Origin of the sequence: Psychromonas sp. KJ10-10, from assembly GCF_047323245.1 — a bacterium.
Taxonomy (GTDB): Bacteria; Pseudomonadota; Gammaproteobacteria; order Enterobacterales; family Psychromonadaceae; genus Psychromonas.
Genome location: NZ_CP178826.1, coordinates 706,850 through 727,335, shown reverse-complemented (window position 1 = coordinate 727,335; position 20,486 = coordinate 706,850). Strand labels below are relative to the sequence as shown.

The 20,486-nt window shown below is 37.9% G+C and carries 16 protein-coding genes and 3 pseudogenes; 9 read left to right on the top strand and 10 right to left on the bottom strand.

Features of this window, described 5'->3' with window-relative positions:
- Positions 1-94: 94 nt before the first annotated feature.
- Together ACLKMH_RS04310 and ACLKMH_RS04305 are read left to right on the top strand one after the other, a co-directional pair.
- Positions 95-544 (top strand): NAD(P)-dependent oxidoreductase, encoded by a 450-nt coding sequence (locus ACLKMH_RS04310; protein ID WP_413701007.1) that lies wholly within the window; start codon positions 95-97, stop codon positions 542-544.
- Entirely contained in the window at positions 528-1,184 is a 657-nt protein-coding gene (locus tag ACLKMH_RS04305) for a DUF3410 domain-containing protein (protein WP_413701006.1), read from the top strand. Before ACLKMH_RS04310 ends, ACLKMH_RS04305 begins: the two co-directional genes overlap by 17 nt.
- A 192-nt stretch (positions 1,185-1,376) precedes the next feature.
- Here the strand turns inward: ACLKMH_RS04305 and ACLKMH_RS04300 are convergent, their stop codons facing one another.
- Positions 1,377-2,267, bottom strand: a complete 891-nt coding sequence (locus ACLKMH_RS04300) for a LysR family transcriptional regulator (RefSeq protein WP_413701005.1) — start codon at positions 2,265-2,267, stop codon at positions 1,377-1,379.
- Between the two features lie 140 nt (positions 2,268-2,407).
- On the opposite strand from ACLKMH_RS04300, the pseudogene ACLKMH_RS04295 reads away from it, so the two are divergent.
- Positions 2,408-3,665 (top strand): annotated as a pseudogene (locus ACLKMH_RS04295) (adenylosuccinate synthetase).
- A gap of 80 nt (positions 3,666-3,745) precedes the next feature.
- Here the strand turns inward: ACLKMH_RS04295 and pyrE are convergent.
- The 7 genes and pseudogenes from pyrE to typA all read right to left on the bottom strand — a co-directional run bounded on the left by pyrE (position 3,746) and on the right by typA (position 11,404).
- A complete protein-coding gene (pyrE, locus tag ACLKMH_RS04290) occupies positions 3,746-4,387 on the bottom strand; it encodes an orotate phosphoribosyltransferase (protein WP_413701004.1) in 642 nt (213 codons plus the stop codon).
- A gap of 3 nt (positions 4,388-4,390) precedes the next feature.
- Positions 4,391-5,108, bottom strand: a pseudogene (gene rph, locus ACLKMH_RS04285) (ribonuclease PH).
- Positions 5,109-5,220: 112 nt separating this feature from the next.
- Positions 5,221-5,661, bottom strand: a complete 441-nt coding sequence (locus tag ACLKMH_RS04280; protein ID WP_413701003.1) for a hypothetical protein — start codon at positions 5,659-5,661, stop codon at positions 5,221-5,223.
- Complete coding sequence (locus ACLKMH_RS04275) at positions 5,612-8,038, bottom strand: insulinase family protein (RefSeq protein ID WP_413701002.1); 2,427 nt, start codon at positions 8,036-8,038, stop codon at positions 5,612-5,614. The genes ACLKMH_RS04280 and ACLKMH_RS04275 overlap by 50 nt, the downstream gene beginning before the upstream one ends.
- A 126-nt stretch (positions 8,039-8,164) precedes the next feature.
- On the bottom strand, positions 8,165-8,602 hold the full coding sequence (gene dtd, locus ACLKMH_RS04270) for a D-aminoacyl-tRNA deacylase (RefSeq protein WP_413701001.1): 438 nt from the start codon (positions 8,600-8,602) through the stop codon (positions 8,165-8,167).
- Positions 8,599-9,459 carry a virulence factor BrkB family protein gene (locus ACLKMH_RS04265; protein ID WP_413701000.1) on the bottom strand — a complete coding sequence of 287 codons (861 nt, stop codon included), beginning with the start codon at positions 9,457-9,459 and terminating at the stop codon, positions 8,599-8,601. The genes dtd and ACLKMH_RS04265 overlap by 4 nt, the downstream gene beginning before the upstream one ends.
- Before the next feature lie 127 nt (positions 9,460-9,586).
- Positions 9,587-11,404, bottom strand: coding sequence for a translational GTPase TypA (gene typA, locus ACLKMH_RS04260; protein ID WP_413700999.1), 1,818 nt, complete (start codon positions 11,402-11,404; stop codon positions 9,587-9,589).
- Between the two features lie 398 nt (positions 11,405-11,802).
- Here typA and glnA point away from each other — a divergent pair, with 398 nt between their 5' ends.
- The 6 genes and pseudogenes from glnA (at position 11,803) to glnG (ending at position 18,970) form a co-directional block, all read left to right on the top strand.
- Positions 11,803-13,221, top strand: a complete 1,419-nt coding sequence (gene glnA / locus ACLKMH_RS04255; RefSeq protein WP_413700998.1) for a glutamate--ammonia ligase — start codon at positions 11,803-11,805, stop codon at positions 13,219-13,221.
- Between the two features lie 238 nt (positions 13,222-13,459).
- A pseudogene (locus ACLKMH_RS04250) lies at positions 13,460-15,633 on the top strand (glutamine synthetase III).
- Positions 15,634-15,926: 293 nt separating this feature from the next.
- Positions 15,927-16,469 carry a DUF4124 domain-containing protein gene (locus ACLKMH_RS04245; protein WP_413700997.1) on the top strand — a complete coding sequence of 181 codons (543 nt, stop codon included), beginning with the start codon at positions 15,927-15,929 and terminating at the stop codon, positions 16,467-16,469.
- A gap of 6 nt (positions 16,470-16,475) precedes the next feature.
- Entirely contained in the window at positions 16,476-16,982 is a 507-nt protein-coding gene (locus ACLKMH_RS04240; RefSeq protein WP_413700996.1) for a PAS domain-containing protein, read from the top strand.
- Positions 16,933-17,547, top strand: coding sequence for a nitrogen regulation protein NR(II) (glnL, locus tag ACLKMH_RS04235; protein WP_413700995.1), 615 nt, complete (start codon positions 16,933-16,935; stop codon positions 17,545-17,547). The genes ACLKMH_RS04240 and glnL overlap by 50 nt, the downstream gene beginning before the upstream one ends.
- 16 nt (positions 17,548-17,563) lie before the next feature.
- Positions 17,564-18,970, top strand: a complete 1,407-nt coding sequence (gene glnG / locus ACLKMH_RS04230) for a nitrogen regulation protein NR(I) (RefSeq protein WP_413700994.1) — start codon at positions 17,564-17,566, stop codon at positions 18,968-18,970.
- A 13-nt stretch (positions 18,971-18,983) separates the two neighbouring features.
- Here the strand turns inward: glnG and ACLKMH_RS04225 are convergent, their stop codons facing one another.
- Together ACLKMH_RS04225 and ACLKMH_RS04220 are read right to left on the bottom strand one after the other, a co-directional pair.
- Entirely contained in the window at positions 18,984-19,715 is a 732-nt protein-coding gene (locus ACLKMH_RS04225; RefSeq protein WP_413700993.1) for an MFS transporter, read from the bottom strand.
- Positions 19,716-19,755: 40 nt separating this feature from the next.
- Positions 19,756-20,184: an MFS transporter gene (locus ACLKMH_RS04220; protein ID WP_413700992.1), complete on the bottom strand. Its 429-nt coding sequence runs from the start codon at positions 20,182-20,184 to the stop codon at positions 19,756-19,758.
- Positions 20,185-20,486 lie beyond the last annotated feature (302 nt).

Here is a 20,486-nt window from a genome sequence, read left to right as displayed (position 1 = left end):
TCATTACTCCTTCCTTTATAAAAACATTCTTAGCTATTTAAGTCGCCTCAATATATTGTTAAATTAGCGCCTCTAAATAATCTTGGATCCCATCATGAAAATTGTTGCCGATAAGCATATTCCTTATTTAAAAGGCGCCTTAGAAAACTTTGCAGAAATGAGTTATATCACTGGCTCAGAAATCAATGCGGATAATGTTAAAGATGCTGACGCATTAATTATCAGAACACGCACAAAAGTAAACGCAAACCTACTGTCTGGCTCAAAAGTGAAATTAGTGGTCACTGCTACTATTGGTTATGATCATATTGATAGAGACTACTTAGATAAAGCAAGCATAAAATGGTTAAATTGCCCAGGTTGTAACGCAGGCTCTGTCGCTACTTTTATTGCTTCTATTATTGCATATCGAATGCATTTAGAAGACTTTGATCCAATCGGAAAAACCTTTGCGATCATAGGCTGTGGTAATGTCGGCCAACAAGTTAAATCTGTTGTTGAAGCCTTAGGTATGAAGGTCTTAATTAATGATCCCCCGCGCTGAGCGCGAAGGACAAGCATCATTCCACGCACTCGATGATATTCTCGAACAGGCTGATTTTATTACCCTACACGTGCCTTATCAGCAAACAGGAAAATATCCTACTGCTTATCTAATGGATAAATCAAAGCTTGCTAAAATGAAAGATGGAGCTTGGCTTATCAATAGTTCACGTGGTGGCATAATTCAAGAGCAAGACCTTAAAGCAGAGCTTAAAAATAAACGTCTAAAAGCGGTATTAGACGTATGGGAAAAAGAACCTCTTATCGACCAATCACTGATGGATCTTTGCACACTCGCAACTGCCCATATTGCTGGTTATTCCGTTGATGGGAAAGCGAATGGAACCATGCGCTCGGTGCATCAAGTTGCACAAATGTTTAACTTACCTTTGCACAATTGGGTTGCAAAAAATTTACCCAAATCAGAACAAGTGATTGAAGTACAAACTGGTGACAAAGGGCTTATCCAAGCCATTTTTGAGATTTATGATATCCGTGAAGATAACCAATATTTAAAATCTTCTCCTCAGCAGTTTGAATCATTACGCGGTAATTACGCTCCAAGGCGTGATATCAACAAAATAACCTTTGTTGGGGATAAACTTAATTGTCACAAATTACAGAGCATGATAGATAAATAATCTTAATTTAAAATGCTCAATACGATTCATAACTGATCTTCTGAGATTGCTAACGAGCATATATACAGAGCGATATAAACATAAACGGTCATTTGTGTCTTTGACCGAGCAACCTGTTGTAGAGCCTTTAAATTTTTAGAATTTTTTCTAAAGAAGATTGCTTGAAAATTTGAACCTGTTACAAGCTATTTATTACTTTTGCGAATCAATGATCCCTTCATTTACCCAGTGTAAAAGTTGTTTGATAGCTTTTGATAGGATTTGATTCTGACGTACAATATAACCAAAGCTGGTGCTTGGAAATTGGGGTAAAGCCGTTACTTTAGCATTTAGGTGTTGTTTATTATAAAGCGAAAATTCAGGCACAATGGCAATACCAAAACCAGCTTCAGCCCAATCAATTTGTGCGTCAACACTACCTACTTCCATTATCCGATATCGTGGTAAATTAAGTAATGGTAAAGCAAGATCAATCAAATCACGGGTGCGAGTATCATGACCTAATAATATTAAAGTTGGCAATTCTGCTAAGGGGGCATCAGGCGCTAATGGTTTATTCTGCCAAGTTTCGAAGTCTTCTCCTAGGGCACACCATTTAATTTGCTGTAATTCCATAAAGTGTAAAGGCTGACTGGCTTTCTGCGCGATAACAAAACCTAAATCAGCCTCAGCATTTTTAACTAGTCGCGAAGCCTGCGCCGAAGTGGTATTTACCAGTGAGAAGTCAATATTAGGAAACTCAGCCTTAAACAACTGAAAAGGCTCAATGAGTAATAACCTTGAAATAATATCACTGGTCGCAATTGTCAATGTGCCTTGGCTTAAATCATTAATGGCATTTAAATCTGCCTGACAGGTTTTTAACTCCATTAAGGTTTTTTGACTGCTCTCTAATAACCTAAAACCAGCCTGTGTTAAACGGAATGGATTGCGTTCAATCAACTTGATACGTGTACTTTTTTCAAGTTGCTTAATATGCAAACTGACATTAGGTTGGGTCATATGCAAAGCAGAAGCCGTCTTACCAAAGTGTTTTAACTCAGCCAATGTAACAAAGGTTTTTAACCAATTAATATCAAGCATACCCTTTCCTAGTGCTTATAAAATTGAAGAAACTTAACCATACTTCATATGTATTTCTTATCAAGGTAATAATTATAATTAATTTCTCTTATTGACATTGTCTATATAACATACGGCTTTAACTAATAGAGAGGTAAGATATGTCATCAATTGTTGTAGTAGGTGCAAATTGGGGTGATGAAGGCAAAGGTCGCATCGTCGATTTTTAGTCGCGAGATGCACTTGCTAGTATTCGTTTCCAGGGTGGCAATAACGCCGGTCATACTGTTGTAAATGACTTTGGCACCTTTAAATTACACCAATTACCGAGTGGTATTTTTAACCCTAATTGTATTGCAGTACTTGGCCCAGGTATGGTCATCAGCCCTGCAAGCATTAAGTGAAGAAATAGCGGAAGTAAAAGAAGCAGGTATTGAAGTAAAACTGTGTATCTCTGATCGTGCCACTTTATGTTTACCACTACATGCCTTAGAAGATACCTTAGAAGAACAGCGTCTGGGTGATGCCGCTTATGGCTCCACTCGCCAAGGTATCTCTCCTGCCTATGGTGATCGTGTTATGAAAAAAGGTATTTTAGTTGGCTGGTTAAATCAACCTGAGGTTTTGCAGGAGCGTATTCAGTTCATGCTAGATTGGAAAATGCCACAATTAAAAGCACTCTATCCAGAGTGTGATTTCAATCAAACAGTCGCTGAAATGACCGCCTGGTTATTGGAGATCAGCGCACCATGGCGCCAATTTATTTGTAACGTTACCGAGCCTTTAAAAGCATTACAAAAAGACCAAGCCAAGCTATTATTTGAAGCGCAATTAGGCGCTGGACGAGACTTAGTTTATGGCGAATACCCGTGGACAACCTCTTCTAATGTAACAGCGACTTACGCCGGAATCGGTAGTGGGTTACCTGCATTACGCCCAGAGCGTATTATTGCGGTAGCGAAATCCTTTAGCTCATCAGTGGGTACAGGTACCTTGGTTACAGCCATGGAAGAACAAGATAATTTCCGCGAAACAGCAAACGAATACGGCGCTACCACAGGTCGTCCTCGTGATATGGGATTTTTTGATGCGGTTGCTACGCGTAATGGTATCGAGTTACAAGTCGCAACAGAAATTGCTTTAACCAAAATCGATTGCTTATCGGGCATGACAGATCTTAAAATTTGTGTTGCCTATGAAGGAGAGCATACCGAAAACCCTATTTGGCCTCAAACATCATCATTAACACCTGTGTATGAAAATATGCAGGGATGGGATGAGGATATTACTGGTTGTCGTACCTTTGCAAGCTTACCTGTTGCAGCACAGGCTTATGTATTGCGTATTGAAGCATTAATGGGAGTCAAAATTAGTATCGTTTCAGTCGGTCCAGAACGCGATCAAATCATTATTCGATAACCATTTATTTTCTATAAAAAAATGCTCCGAGTCTGTTTATCAATAAACAAACTCGGAGCATTTATTAAGTCATTGCAATCTTAAATACCGTATTCTTCTCTATACTTCTGTACTGAAATCAAGTGTTGTTGCATTTCAGGCAGGCTTTCAAGGTAAGCCACAACGTCTGCAAGTTGCACAATTGATATCACCTTAGCATCATAATCTCGTTCTACTTCTTGAATAGCAGAAAGTTCAGCTTTACCTTTTTCCTGACGATCAAGTGCAATCAAGACACCTGCAAGTTCCGCTTTATGTGCATTAATAATATCCATCGATTCACGAATAGCCGTACCCGCAGTAATAACATCATCCACCAACATAACTTTACCCGTTAGTTTAGAACCCACTAAACTACCACCTTCACCATGTGTTTTGGCTTCTTTACGGTTAAAACAATATGGTACATCAAGGCCATAATCATTTGATAAGGCAACGGCCGTAGTGGTCGCAATAGGAATACCTTTATATGCAGGACCAAATAAAAGATCATAATCAATCTCAGAGTCCTCTAAAGTCAGCGCATAAAATCGTCCTAAACGCGCTAAATCACGCCCAGTATTAAACAAACCCGCATTAAAAAAATAGGGGCTAATACGTCCAGATTTTAGGGTAAATTCCCCAAACTTTAACACTTCTTTTTCAATCGCAAATTCAATAAATTCTTTTTGATATTTTTTCACTATTTACTCCGCAAGTAATGCTTTTTTTTGTTCATTGACTAATGTATTAATGCCAGTTTTAGCAAGACTTAGCATTTCTAATAATTGTTCATGGCTAAAGGCGCCTTCTTCCGCGGTACCTTGTATTTCAATCATGCCACCAGCTTCTGTCATCACTACATTCATATCCGTTTCGGCATTGGAGTCCTCTGCATAATCTAAGTCACAAACTGGTGTGCCTTGATAGATACCAACGGAAACAGCGACAACCATCTGCTTTAAAGGACTTTTTTAATTTTTCCTTGGCTAACCATCCAATTTAATGCGTCGACTAAGGCAATACAAGCCCCCGTGATAGAGGCTGTTCGCGTACCACCATCGGCTTGAATGACATCACAATCAAGAGTGATCATGTTTTCCCCTAGCGCTTCTAAATCAACAGCGACACGTAGTGAGCGACCGATCAGTCTTTGGATTTCTAAGGTGCGCCCACCCTGCTTACCCTTTGATGCTTCACGGCTATTACGTGAATGTGTTGCACGCGGTAACATCGAATATTCCGCCGTCACCCAACCTTTACCTTTACCCTTTAAAAAGAGGGTACAGAGCTTGATACTGAGGCGTTACACAAAACTTTAGTATTACCCACTTCAATTAATACGGATCCCTCCGCATAAGCAGTAAAATGACGTGTAATTTTTATTTCACGATTTTGCTCGGGAGCACGCTGACTAGGGCGCATAATTTAAAGCCTTGTTAAAAATAAAAACATTTTTATATGATAACAAAAAATTAGCCACAATAGTGTGAATTAAAAAACAAATCAGCCCTTCCAATAGAAACTATTTATGACTTTATTTTTTATCTAACTCATCGATATTGTTAATATTAATTTGTTTTTCTAATGATAATAACGGAGCCTCAATAAAGCTTTTCCCCCGTACTTGCACCACAATAAGCTGTTTATTTTTATCCGAGATTAACACTTTCTCATAAAAGTCCTGTACATCCTTTAAGGCGACAGATTGTAATACTTTTATATATTCGGCTTTACTATTGATATCTGCTTTAATGCTTAACCATTCTTTTGTTAAGTAGCCAAATTCCCCTGCTAATGAAGTTGGTTTAGCTAAATAATTAGCAATATGAGCTTCTTTTATTTGTGCAAATTCATCCTCAGTAACCGTCTTTAATTTTCCTTGGAAGTTATCTAAAAATGCATTAAAACGTTGATAAAGCGTGTTGTTATTTGCAGTTGGGCTTTGCGTAAATAATCCAAAAGCGACCTGGTTCATTCACTTTGAAAGTAGCACTGAAGGGAGAATAGGCTAATTGTTCTTGAGTACGAATTTGATCATAAAAGGCAGGCTTCAATAGTTTATTTAATAACTCTGCTGTCGCGAGTGCTTTATCTCCTTCAATATTTGCTAAATGTACCATGGCTAAAGCATCATCCTGCATTTCTGATAATAACGCGTAATTTAGAGCTCCTTGTTCAGGGTTAGCCTGCAAACGTTGAATATTATAAAAAGCATGATTTTTAATATTCACATGTTGCGTTAATTGTTTATCAAGTGCTAACACCTGTAATTGAGTAAAATTCCCCAAAGCAAGCAGACGTATACTTGATTGCGTTAAAATATTTTGTTTTAAGTTATCTATTTGTTGCAGGGTAATTTTATCAACTTCATTTAATAATGTTTTATCATCCCAGGCAGGTTGACGAATTAACTGTCTAAAACCGCTAAAAGCTAAATCCAATGCTTTCATTTTGCCTTTGTTATTCAGTTGACGTTGCAAATCCTGTTTAGCAAGCTGTAAAGATTGTTCACTAAAGCTAGCCTGTTTAATTTGTTCAAGTACAGTTAATAATAACTTATCTTGCTTATCACTGTACCCAGAGGTACTGATTAACATCCCATTTGACTGAGAAACAGAAAAGTTTAATCCCGCCTCCTGGGTGACAAAATTTAACTCTCCGAATTGCTTATGCAATAAGCTAAGCAATAGATGCATAGTGACTCTATTTTCAACGCTTTGATCAGCAATATTACTATTTAAGTGTAACTTTAGACTGCCCTTAGGTTCACTAATTTCTGCACTTTGTGCAAACCAAAGTGAGTGGCCTTGCTGGTTAATAAGTTGTACAGCTTTTCCTGCATGTTCGGCTTTTACAAGCGATAGTTTTTCTGGTTGCCAAATATTATTACTTGGCAAAACCATTTCAATATTTTTCCCATTTTCAAGCCATTGTTGTTGTATCGATTCCGGTATTTTTTCAACCGCATATTCACCTTCATAATAGGGAATATCTTTTCCTCCCTTTGCCTTCGGAGAAAGTACAAATAGGCGGCTATTTTCAGGGGTTAAATAACTCAATAACTGTTCAATAAAGGTTTCATTAAAGGCATCTAAACGATAAGGAAAATAGAGAATATCTTTAATCGGATATTGTTGCATATTGGCGACTAAGCCCATGACATAATTAAACCCAGAGTGTTTATATAAAAAGTTAAAACGAGTCTCTAAGCTTTTTTTCTGTTCATCAAACTGAGCCTGATTAATACCTTGTTTTTTGATTAGCTCAATAAAGGCAAACAAAGTGCTCATGATTTGATCCTGTTCATCCACACCTTCACTGGTCAGTTTAAATTGTAATGAAAAGTTAGAATAAAAATCACTATGAGCAGAATGAAAGCTAGCCATCACCGAATCCACTAAGCCTGCTTTTATCAAGGTATCAGATAAACCATCCTGATGATCTGAGCCTAACAATCGACTAAGATATCCGCCGGGTTGATACATATATTCTGCTTTAACGCTCGGCAGTAAAAAGTTAACTTGCAGTAGTTTAATATCCGCCGTTGGTTTCATTTCTACTTTAATCGCCAATTGCTCGTCGGTTAATAAGGGTTCAAGAATAGTTGCTTTGCGAGTATTTCTATTTGGAATTTGAGTTAAATAAGTGCTTGCTACTTGGCTTAAATCTTCAATTGAGCGCGGGCTGGTCAGCGCCACTTTCATTGTATTAGCTGAATAATGTTGATTAAAAAAATCAACTAACTCTGTTTGTAGTTTACTATTTTCTTTATCAACCAGTGTCGTTAAATCCCCTGTGCTAAAACGTGCCATTGGGTGTTCAGGGTTGAGTGTGTAACGTTGTAACGCATAAAGTTTACGCATGTCATTATCAAAGTAAGTTTGATGTTCCGCATTAACCGTATGACGTTCTTTTTCGGCATATTTTTCATCTAACAAAGGTGCTCTCATGACATCACCTAAACGGTCTAAAGCTTCTTCAAAGGCCTTATCATTAACTTCAAAACCATATACCGTACTTTGTTGAGAAGTATAAGCGTTAGTATGTCCGCCATTTTGACTCATAAATTTGCTGTATTCATTAATAGTCGGATAACGTTCAGAACCCAAGAACAACATATGTTCTAAATAATGTGCTAGGCCTAATTGACTATCGGGGTTATGCATACTGCCTACGGGTACTGAAATGGATACTGCACTATTTTCTAAATCAGGATCTGATACTAATAATATTTGTAGCGCATTACTCAGCATAATAACTTGATAATCACGATCATCATTTGGGCTTTGTTTAACCTTTATATCACTAACTTTATAAGGGGATAGTTCAACTGCATTGATTGATTGAGGCATAAAAATTCCTACAGATAGAATGGCTAAAATAATTCGTAACATGAAAAACTCTCGATTAATAACTGGCGCTAAAACAATAAGATTTGAAACGGTGATAATGAATAGACACAAACAGGTATAAAAAGTTTACACCTGTAACCAAAAAGTTATTGGTCCATCGTTAGTAGAACCGACCTGCATATCGGCGACAAAAATACCGTTTTCAACCTTCATTCCTAATTCACGGCAGTGCTCACTAAAATGTTCATAGAGTCTTTTAGCTTCTTCAGGCTCGGTCGCATTAGAAAAACCAGGACGATTACCTTTTTTGGTTTCCGCAGCTAGAGTAAATTGGGAGACAACCAGCAAGTCACCTGATGCTTGTTGGACGTTTAAATTCATCTTATCGTTTTCATCGGAAAAAATGCGATAAGCCAGTACTTTCTCAGCAAGGCGTTGGCAATTTTTATTATTATCACCTTTTTCAACACCTAGTAACACTAATAAGCCAGCATCTATTTGCCCAACAATTTCATTGTCAACGCGTACACAGGCATTTGTGACGCGTTGTATCAAAGCAATCATAACGTTTCTTCCTGCTGAGTTTTATCAGGTGTTAAGTACTCTTCTAATGTTACCGTTACTTCAGCACCAAACAGTACTATCAACCAGTTAAAATAAGTCCAAACAAACAATATCGGGATAACTGCTAAAGCACCATAAATCAGTTGTTGCGTAGGGAAGTTAGTGATGTATAAGGTAAATACATCTGTACCAACGGTGAGTAATAACGAGGCAACTAAACCGCCTACAGCCGCATGACGAAAGTCGACTCTTTGATGAGGAACTAAGGTATACACACCTGAGAATGCTAACCAAGCAATCACAAAGGGCATAAAACTCAGTAACTGTTGCCCAATAGAGAGAAAACCTTGATCTTGTACGATAGAGAAGAGATATGAACTCAAAGCAATACTACTACCTAAAATAATTGGTCCTAAACTTAAAATAGTCCAATAAATAGTAAAGGCTTGCACCACAGAGCGTTTCTTTGTACAACGCCAAATACGATTGATAGTTTGATCTATTGTAGATATTAATAACAACGCAATCACAATTAAAGAAGCAATACCCATCATGCTCATTTTTTTGGTATTTTCAATAAAACCACCAACATGATCTTTGATCGCATCGCCGGAAGTAGGCACAAAGTTATTGTAAATAAGATCTTCCATCACTTTATTAAGCTCTGAAAACATCGGAAAAGCAGATAACATATAAAAAATAACAGCCAGAAAAGGCACAATAGATAATAAAGTCACATAGGCTAGATGCCCTGCTGGTACTTTAATATTGTCTTCCTTACAGCGTCGCCAAACAAATAATATATATCCGTAACACAATTTAGCTTTATCAATGACTAAGGTTTTATCGAATTGCAAAATACTTATCCTTATTGTTTAGGCTGTTAGCTTTTTAGCTATTCCTACTATACCTCTAAAATGCAGACAAAAAAAGGCCTTACCGAAGTAAGACCTTTTATTTATCCTTGCCTGAGCAAATTATGCCTTAGCAGGACGAGCGACGACGTTTACGTTCGTTTTCAGTTAATAACTTCTTACGAATACGGATGCTTTCTGGTGTTACTTCAACTAACTCATCAACGTCGATGAACTCAAGCGCTTGCTCAAGCGTCATTTTAATTTCTGGAGATAGTACTTGTGCTTCATCGGTACCCGATGCACGTACGTTAGTTAACTGTTTACCACGTACACAGTTAACCGTTAAGTCATTTGAACGGATATGAATACCGATAATTTGACCTTCATATACTTCAACACCATGGCCTAAGAATAGACGACCACGATCTTGCAAGAAGAATAAAGAATAAGTTACCGCTTTACCTGTTGCATTAGAAACTAATACACCGTTTTGACGTTGACCAATTGTACCGCCTTTATGAGGACCGTAATGATCAAAGCTATGGTATAAAAGACCAGAACCAGAAGTTAATGTCATAAATTCTGTTTGGAAACCGATTAGACCACGACTTGGAATCATAAAGTCTAAACGAACACGGCCTTTACCATCTGGTGTCATGTTAGTCATTTCTGCTTTACGAATACCAAGTTGTTCCATAACAGAACCTTGATGCTCATCTTCACAGTCAACAGTCAATGTTTCCATTGGCTCATGTAATACACCATCAATCATCTTCTCGATAACTTCAGGACGAGATACTGCTAACTCAAACCCTTCACGACGCATGTTTTCAATTAAAATACCTAGGTGTAGTTCACCACGGCCTGATACTTTAAATTTATCTGGATCTTCTGTTTCTTCAACTTTTAACGCAACGTTATGAACAAGTTCTTTGTGCAGACGATCAAGAATATTACGCGAAGTAACATATTTACCTTCTTTACCACAGAATGGAGAAGTATTTACTTGGAAAGTCATGGTTACTGTTGGTTCATCAACTGTTAGTGGAGGTAGAGCCTCAACTGCACTTTGATCACAGATAGTATCAGAGATTTTTAGTTCACCTAAACCACTGATTGCAATGATGTCACCTGCCTGTGCAAGTTCAACATCGTGACGCTCAAGTCCTAGGTAACCTAATACTTGACCTACTTTTCCTTTACGCTGTTTGCCATCACTACCGATGATCGTTACTTGTTGGTTAACTTTTACATTACCACGCGTAATACGACCAACACCGATAACACCAACATATGAGTTGTAATCAAGTTGCGAGATTTGCATTTGGAAGGTTCCGTCACGATCTGCATCAGGTGCATCAACACCATCAACGATAGCTTGGAATAATGGTTCCATGTTTTCTGTTGGTTCTTCAGACTCAGTGTTTGCCCAACCATTTAATGCAGAAGCATAAACCACTTTAAAGTCTAACTGCTCATCAGTTGCACCTAGGTTATCAAATAAATCAAAAACTTGATCCATTACCCATTCAGGACGCGCACCTGGTTTATCAATTTTATTAATAACAACAATTGGTTTTAAACCGTAAGCAAATGCTTTTTGTGTTACGAAACGTGTTTGAGGCATTGGGCCATCAACCGCATCAACGATCAAACAAACACTGTCTACCATAGACATAATACGTTCTACTTCACCACCGAAGTCAGCATGTCCAGGAGTATCTACGATATTAATATGGTAATCGTTCCACTCGATTGCAGTATTCTTTGCAAGAATAGTAATACCACGTTCTTTCTCTAAATCGTTAGAGTCCATTACACGCTCTTCAGAACCACCGCGTGAGTCTAATGTGCCAGATTGCTCTAATAATTTATCAACAAGGGTAGTTTTACCGTGGTCAACGTGAGCAATAATAGCTATATTTCTTAATTTATCTAACGACATGATGTGCCTCAAAAGTAACAATTGAAAAAATACCAATTAGATAAACTTAACAATATATTTGTACGGTTAATCTAATTGGTATAAATAGGTTATCTGGACTAAATTTTCGCCAGTTATCCAAAGTGCGCACATTGTAACCATAATTTCAAAAATAGAAAGTTTTAAGTACGTCACAATTAGCTTATCTGCCCTATTAATTGGAAATCAGGCCATTCTCACCGTTCAAACACCTCTAAAGCACCACAAAGATCCACTCCGCACCAAAAAGTGCAAGTGACAGTGAAGAATTAAGTCGTTTTTCCAATAAAGGGGGATATAATAGCTTTCGAACAAGTTGGTGTTGTTTAAACTAACTTGCAGGGGAACAATTCATTATTGATGTTAAAGAGGTTTCAAACATGTCTGTACAAACTGCGCAAGACGTTCTAGATCTTATCAAAGAACAAGATGTTAAATTCGTTGATTTACGCTTCACTGATACACACGGTAAAGAACAACACGTCTCTATACCTCATCACCAAGTAACTGAAGATTTTTTCGAAGAAGGTAAAATGTTCGATGGTTCTTCAATCGCTGGCTGGAAAGGGATCCAAAACTCAGACATGGTATTAATGCCTGTCCCTTCAACAGCTGTACTTGACCCATTTACAGATGACGCAACACTTAATTTACGTTGTGACGTGTTAGAGCCTAAAACAATGCTAGGTTACGACCGAGACCCTCGTTCTGTTGCTAAACGCGCAGAAGCTTACATGCGTTCAACAGGTATCGCTGATACGGTTCTATTTGGACCAGAGCCAGAGTTTTTCTTATTTGATGACGTTAAATACGGTAACAGTATTCAAGGTTCATTCTTCTCTATCGATGCAAAAGAAGTCGCTTGGAACTCAGGCACATCTTACGAAGAAGGTAACACTGGTCATCGTCCTCGTATTAAAGGTGGATACTTCCCAGTAGCACCGGTTGATTCATCACAAAATACCCGTTCTGCAATGTGTTTAATCATGGAAGAAATGGGACTTGTTGTAGAAGCGCATCACCATGAAGTTGCAACCGCTGGGCAAAACGAAATTGCTTGTCGTTTCAATACTATGGTTGAAAAAGCCGATGAAATCCAAATCTACAAATATGTTGTACATAACGTTGCGCACGCATACGGCCAAACAGCGACTTTCATGCCTAAACCTCTTGTTGGCGATAACGGCTCTGGTAACCACTGTCACCAGTCTTTAGGTAAAGATGGCGTTAACCTTTTCTCTGGTGATTTATACGGTGGCTTATCTCAATTAGCACTTTATTACATCGGTGGTATTATTAAGCATGCTAAAGCAATTAATGCTTTCACTAATGCTTCAACTAACTCTTACAAACGCCTAGTGCCCCATTTTGAAGCACCAGTAATGCTTGCATACTCTGCGGGTAACCGTTCTGCTTCAATTCGTATTCCAATTGTACCAACAGCACGTGTCGCGCGTATCGAAGTACGTTTCCCTGACCCAACAATGAACCCATACTTAGGCTTCTCAGCAATGTTGATGGCTGGCCTTGATGGAATCAAAAATAAAATTGATCCAGGTGAAGCATTAGATAAAGATTTATATGACCTACCTAAAGAAGAAGCAGATGCAATCCCACAGGTTGCTGTTTCTTTTGAAGAAGCACTTGCATCACTTGATGCTGACCGAGCATTCCTTACTGAAGGTGGTGTATTCTCGGATGAAGCTATCGATGCATTTATTGCGCTTAAAACAGCTGAATGTGAAGCCGTTTCTCGTGCAACACATCCAAAAGAGTTTGAACTATACTACAGCGTTTAATTGCTAAATTAGTTCCTATTATCAGTAAATAAGGCCACCTATGTGGCCTTATTTGTTTGTTAATATCAAACAATAAAAGACATTCCTCTCTTGCTTAGTACTAAAAAACCTTCCTCTTTGACTATATTTTAAGCACTAATTTATAATTGGTCTATTTCTTGCTTTAATACCTAAGATTTTAGATAAACAATCACTAAGTCGCTAACAACAGTACTATTAAATAAGCAAGGAGCCTTACATGAGTGGAAATCAAGTCCGCCTTCAAGCAATTGAGCAAATTACTAATCGTGCACCAAAACAGGTCACTCAAACTAAGCCATTAAAGGAAATTTGGGCAACTGATGTTTTTAATCTAGCAAAAATGGAAGATGCTCTTTCTAAAAAAGCATTCAAAGCGATTAAAAAAACAACTCAAACAGGCAAAGCATTAGATGCGACAACTGCTGATATAGTAGCAGCTGACGATGAAAGATTGGGCTTTATCAAAAGGCGCTAAATTCTTCTCTCACGTTTTCTACCCAATGACTAACATTACTGCCGAAAAGCATGATGCATTCATCCTGACTAATTCTGATGGTAATGCAATTAATGAATTTACTGGTAGCCTATTAATTAAAGGTGAACCAGATGGTTCTTCTTTCCCTAATGGTAGCCTACGTATGACTAACGGCGCGCGTGGTTATACTGCATGGGATCCAACAAGCCCAGCATACATTCAGCAAACTGCGAATGGTGCAACATTAATGATTCCAAGTGTATTCATGTCATGGACAGGTGAAGCACTAGATAAAAAAATCCCACTATTGCGTTCAAACTCTGCAATGGATGAAGCAAGACAGAAAGTATTAAAATTAATGGGCGAAGAAGAAATCGCAACATTAAATTCAAGCTGTGGACCTGAGCAAGAGTACTTCCTAGTTGATGAAAACTTTGCAAACGCTCGTCCAGATCTATTATTAGCAGGTCGTACTTTATTTGGTGCGACCTCAGCTAAAGGTCAACAATTTGATGACCATTACTTCGGTGCTATCCCTGCACGTGTTCAAGTCTTCATGCAAGACTTTGAAGATAAATTATACAAATTAGGCATTCCAGCTAAAACTCATCATAACGAAGTAGCGCCAGGACAATTTGAAATCGCGCCTTATTATGGTGCGACTAACGTTGGCGCTGACCAACAACAACTTCTTATGACAATCATGAAGCAAACAGCTAAAGAACATGGCTTCTTATGCTTGTTACATGAAAAACCATTTGCAGGTGTGAACGGTTCAGGTAAACACGTAAACTGGTCAGTTGGTAACAGCACACAAGGTAACCTACTTGATCCAGGTAAAACACCTCACGAAAACTTACAGTTCTTATTATTCTGTGGTGCGGTTATTCGTGGTGTACATAAATATGGTCCTTTATTACGTGCAGTAATTGCTTCTGCTGGTAACGATCATCGTTTAGGTGCTAATGAAGCTCCACCTGCTATTCTTTCTGTTTACTTAGGTGACCAATTAGAAAAAGTTTTTGAAGAAATCAAAACAGGTAAACTAACTTACTCTACTGAAGGTGGAGAAATGGACTTAGGTCTTTCTCAAATCCTTAACTTCGACCGTGATCCGGGTGACCGTAACCGTACTTCTCCGTTTGCCTTCACAGGTAACCGTTTTGAATTCCGCGCAGTAGGCTCAGAGCAATCTGTATCTGGTCCATTAGTAGCAATGAATACTATGCTTGCTGATTCATTAAATTGGATTGCAGAAAAACTAGAAGAAGCACTAAAAACTGAAGATCAAACTGTCGCTGTCATTACAGTATTAAAAGAGCTAATGGAACTTCACGGTAATGCTGTATTTGGTGGTGACGGATATTCTGAAGAATGGCATAAAGTCGCTGTTGAAGAACGTGGCCTTAAAAACATCCCAACAACTGCAGATGCATTACCTGCATTTAAATCAGCTGAAGTAATTGAACTATTTACTAGCACAGGTGTTTTGTCTGCGACTGAATTAGAAAGTCGTTACGAAGTTTATGCAGAGCAATATAACTTAGCGATTGAAGTAGAAGCAAAATTAGTAAGCGATATTGCTAAAACTAAAATTTACCCTGTCTGCTATTGCTTATTTATCAGAGCTATCTGTTGCCTCTGCATCAGTTGCTGACCTAGGCCTAACTTTAGAGCCAACAGTAACTAAAGAAGTAGCAACACTTGCTAATAGCTTAATGACTGCTGTTACTAAAATTGATGCTGAAGTTGCTAAGCATGATTTTGCAGATGCAGAAGCTCATATGCGCCATAGTGCTGATGTAATATGTCCATTAATGGCTGAAGCACGTGAATATGCTGATGCTCTTGAATTGTTAGTTGCTGACGAATTATGGCCACTACCTAAATACCAAGAAATGCTATTTATTAAATAGTTAAAAAAGAGCAAGTAAGCACCTGCTTACTTGCTCTTTTATTTAACCAATTTCATTCGCAGTAAAGCGCTTTCAGAAGTATTTAAATCAAAAATATCCTATATAAACATAACAATTAACATATTAATTCACAGACTAAAAAATAGTTTTTAGAACATAAAAAATGAGTTAACCAAATTAATAATATGCTCGATGAGCATGATTAGAATTGGGTCATAGAACAGGGGCTTTTTATTGCCTAAATTAACATCATGGTTCACAATTAAAATTATTCATTTTTAAGGCCTGATACTATGAAATCTTTAATATTTTTATTTTCTTTATTATTTTACTTATTCTCCCCTGTTGCATTGACGGCAGAAATGAAAATCTATCACTGGATAGATGAAAATGGCAAAGCCCACTTTTCTGACACGGCCATACCAGGAACACAGGAGATACAAGTAAAAAATAGTAACCTGTTGCCTGCAGAAGAAGTTAATATGGAACAAACAGATTCGATTGCAAACCAGTTATCTTTACCAGAAGAAGATAAAGTTGAAATTGATTATCAAGCAACAATCATTTCACCTGAAGATGATAAACCGCTACACAGTAATGATGGTACGATTGAAATCCATGTTGAAGCAGAGCCTGCTAAAAAAAATACGCATAAATTCCAACTTTATTTAGATGGTAAAAAACTCGGTTCGCCACAAATATCCTCAACCATGAGAGCATTAAATATTGACCGTGGTACGCATCAAGTACAAGTTGATTTATTAGACGAAAATAACAAGGTATTAGCGAAAACACAAATTGTGACAGTGCACCTTCAACGCACAGGAAAGTTATAATAAATTATGCTAAAAAAATTACCGACTGATTTCCCACTGGCTATCATTGAAGAAGCACATACAGCCTTTATCATTATTGATGAAGCTTTGAACTTGATATATGCAAACACTGCCAGTGAATTATTACTCTCACAAAGTAATCATCGCTTACATCAACTTAGCCTAAATCAGCTCGCAGAACATTATCATTTTAATCCAGTTGCGATAAAGCAAGTGTTTATAGATAAAGGTGCATTTAGCGAAAGCGAGACCACACTACTAGTGGATTCGCGACCTGTTTTAGTTAGCCTAAGTGCAAGCCATTTATTTTTTCAACAAAACGCCTACGTGATTATTGAAATGCGTTGCATTGAACAGCAACGTAAAATAAGTCAGGTGCACTATCAAGAACACCAACAAAAAGCGACTCAAGAACTGGTGCGTGGTTTAGCACACGAAATAAAAAACCCATTAAGTGGTTTACGTGGTGCTTGCGCAATTACTCGAAAGCGAATTACCGTCAGTAGAGCTTAAAGAATTTACGCAAATCATAATAGAGCAAGCAGATAGATTAAGCGCACTTGTTAATCGTCTATTAGGCCCACAAAAAATCGGCCAACGCAAAAGTGATAACGTTCATTTTGTGTTAGAAAAAGTGCGTAAGTTGGTATGCTTAGATCTGCCTAATTTTATTAATATTAAAGTCGACTACGATCCAAGTATTCCTGATTTTGAAATGCAGTCAGACCAACTACAACAAGCCTTTCTTAATATAGTACAAAATGCGGTGCAGGCACTTATCCCTGCAGCCAAAGCAGACTCAATGATAACATTACGCACTCGTACAGCACATCAAGTAACTATAAATGGACAACAACAACGATTGGCCATTGAAATTAAAATTATTGATAATGGCCCTGGCATTCCAAATCATTTAAAACACACTTTATTTTATCCTATGGTGACAGGAAAGAGTGATGGAACCGGGCTTGGTCTTTCGATCGCACAAGAACTTATAAAGCAACATCATGGGCGGATTGAATGCGAACGCATTTCAGAGCGCACAGAATTTTCTATTTATCTACCCATGACTTACTAAAGGAAATAGCATAAAAATGAACGCTACTGCTTGGATCGTTGATGATGATCATGCCATACGCTGGGTATTAGAACGTACCTTAAAAAGCAATAAAATAAACCATGCTAGTTTCCCCGATGCTGAATGCCTATGGGAACAACTACAGATTGAACAACCTGAGGTAATCATATCTGATGTGCGCATGCCTGGTATTGATGGGTTAACGTTAATGGAGAAAATCCACGAACGTTTCCCTAATATCCCAATCATAATTATGACTGCCCATAGCGATTTAGACAGCGCCGTTAATGCTTATCAAAGTGGTGCTTTCGAGTACTTGCCAAAACCTTTTGATATTCACGAAGCGACGGCATTAATTCAACGAGCCATTAACCATAGTTTAGAGTTAAAACAAAATAAGAAACCTAACCAAGAACGTATTGAAGCACCTGAAATTATTGGTGAGGCGCCTGCTATGCAGGAAGTTTTCCGTGTTATCGGACGTTTGTCTCGCTCTAGTATGAGTGTTTTAATTAATGGTCAATCGGGTACAGGTAAAGAATTAGTCGCGCAGGCATTACACAAGCACAGCCCACGTAAGGACAATACTTTTATTGCACTTAATATGGCGGCTATTCCAAGAGAATTAATCGAAGCTGAGCTCTTTGGCCATGAAAAAGGTGCTTTTACAGGCGCTTCTACTAATAGACAAGGACGTTTTGAGCAAGCCGATGGTGGTACCTTATTCTTAGATGAAATCGGTGATATGCCACTAGATGTACAAACGCGTTTATTACGTGTTTTAGCAGATGGTCAATTTTACCGCGTTGGTGGCCATCAAGGCATTAAAGTGGATGTGCGTATCATAGCGGCAACCCATCAAGACCTTGAAAAGAAAGTGCAAGCCGGTGATTTTCGTGAAGACCTTTTTCACCGCCTCAATGTAATTAGATTACAATTACCAGCATTAAAAGAGCGCCGTGAAGATATCAGTCTATTAGCACAACATTTCTTACATATTATTGCTGATGAACTAAATGTTGAAAGTAAACAACTCACAGAGGAAACAAAAGAATACCTTAGCCAATTGCCATGGCCAGGTAACGTGCGTCAATTAGAAAATATTTGTCGCTGGCTAACGGTGATGGCCAGCGGACAAGAAGTACATATTAGTGACTTGCCACCTGAACTCAGTGCACAAGAAACACAACAAACCGGTGATAGTAATACACCTCTGTGGCAAAAGAATTTGCAACAGTGGACACTCACTTCACTAAAACAAGGTGATCAGAACGTACTCAGTGAAGCCTTGCCTGAGTTTGAAAAAATAATGCTCAAAACAGCACTTCAATATACCGAAGGTAAAAAACAAGAAGCCGCTAAATTACTTGGTTGGGGAAGAAATACCCTTACTAGAAAATTAAAAGAGTTTGGTATGGGCTAAAGCAGTATCAGCCCTAACTTAAAGGCTTTGTCTTAAAGGCTGTTCTTAAGACAAAGCACAAACTAGACATCACAGCACAACCACAAATAACAGTAACCATAGGCCAACTTGTTGTTGCCGGTGAAAATGAAATAATAGCCGCACAGCAAGCACCTAAACCAAAGCGCAATGTACCCGATAACGATGACGCAGTACCAGCAATAGTGCCGTATTCATTTAATAAAATAGCCATAGTATTGCTACCAACAGTGGAAATTGCACTGATAAACATCATCACAGGGATAACAACTGCCCATAACCCTAAATCAAATATTTGACCTAGTAATAACAAAGTTGCCCCCAATAATTGAATACTTAGCCCCATTTTTAGCATCCATCGAGACCCTTGACGGCGAACTATTCGACCATTTAAGGTAGTCATGACCATCATTGAAAGAACATTTAAAGCAAATAAAAAACCTACTCTCTCCGTTGAAACACCATGAAGTTCAATATAAACAAAGGAGCCTGCTGTTAAAAATGCAAACATACCAGCAAAAGAAAAACCGCCAGTTAACATTAACAGCATGGCATCACGACTAAAGAAAATAGAATGATAATTACTCATCACAGATCGAATATTAAAACGCTGACGATTTTGTTTCGCTAGTGTTTCAGGGATTTTAATAGTGATAGCAATAATAACCAGCAATGCGACGCTGGCAATAAGCCAAAAAATAGAACGCCAGCCAAACCAAACTGCCATATACCCACCTACTAAGGGGAAACCAAAGGCGCTAATGTCATCACCAATACGATAAATGACATGGTTCTTGCGAACTCTTCTTTTTCAAATAAGTCACGCACAATGGCTTGAATGACAACTGCAGCATGGCTCCCGATAGCCCCTGTGCAATACGCATCCAAGTAAGCATTTCTATACTAGGTGCAAGCGCACTTAAAATAGATGCTAAGGTAAAGCATAGCGTTCCTATTAAAAGAATAGGTTTGCGCCCATAACTATCTGCTAAAGGCCCATGCAATAACTGCCCAATCGCAAAACCACCGGTATAAGCTGTTAATGTAATTTGGATATCACCTGCGCTTAAAGCAAACTCTTTAGCAATAGAAGGCATTGCAGGCAAATACATATTGATTGCAAGTGGCGTAAGTGCGCTAATGGCACCCAACAAAATTATTAATAAAAAACTAAGTTGTACTGGTTGTCGAGTCACGTACCTTTCCTTTTTAAATAGGATATTAGTCTGTTTTTCAACTTATTAGAACAGGTTACATTGCTATTACTAAAAGGATAAAACAGCCTTAATTTAACCTACAATTTGATAACAATAGAAAACAAGATAAAAACATAAGACACTGATTAAAAATGAAATTTTAATTATTTTAAATAATTAAAATCAACACCACATTTACTTAAATGTAACCTAATCGCAACATAGAAAAACTTGACAAATCATTTACTTCAGCTATATTTGATCGGTGAATATTGCTTTGCGATAGGTTATTTTTTTAACCG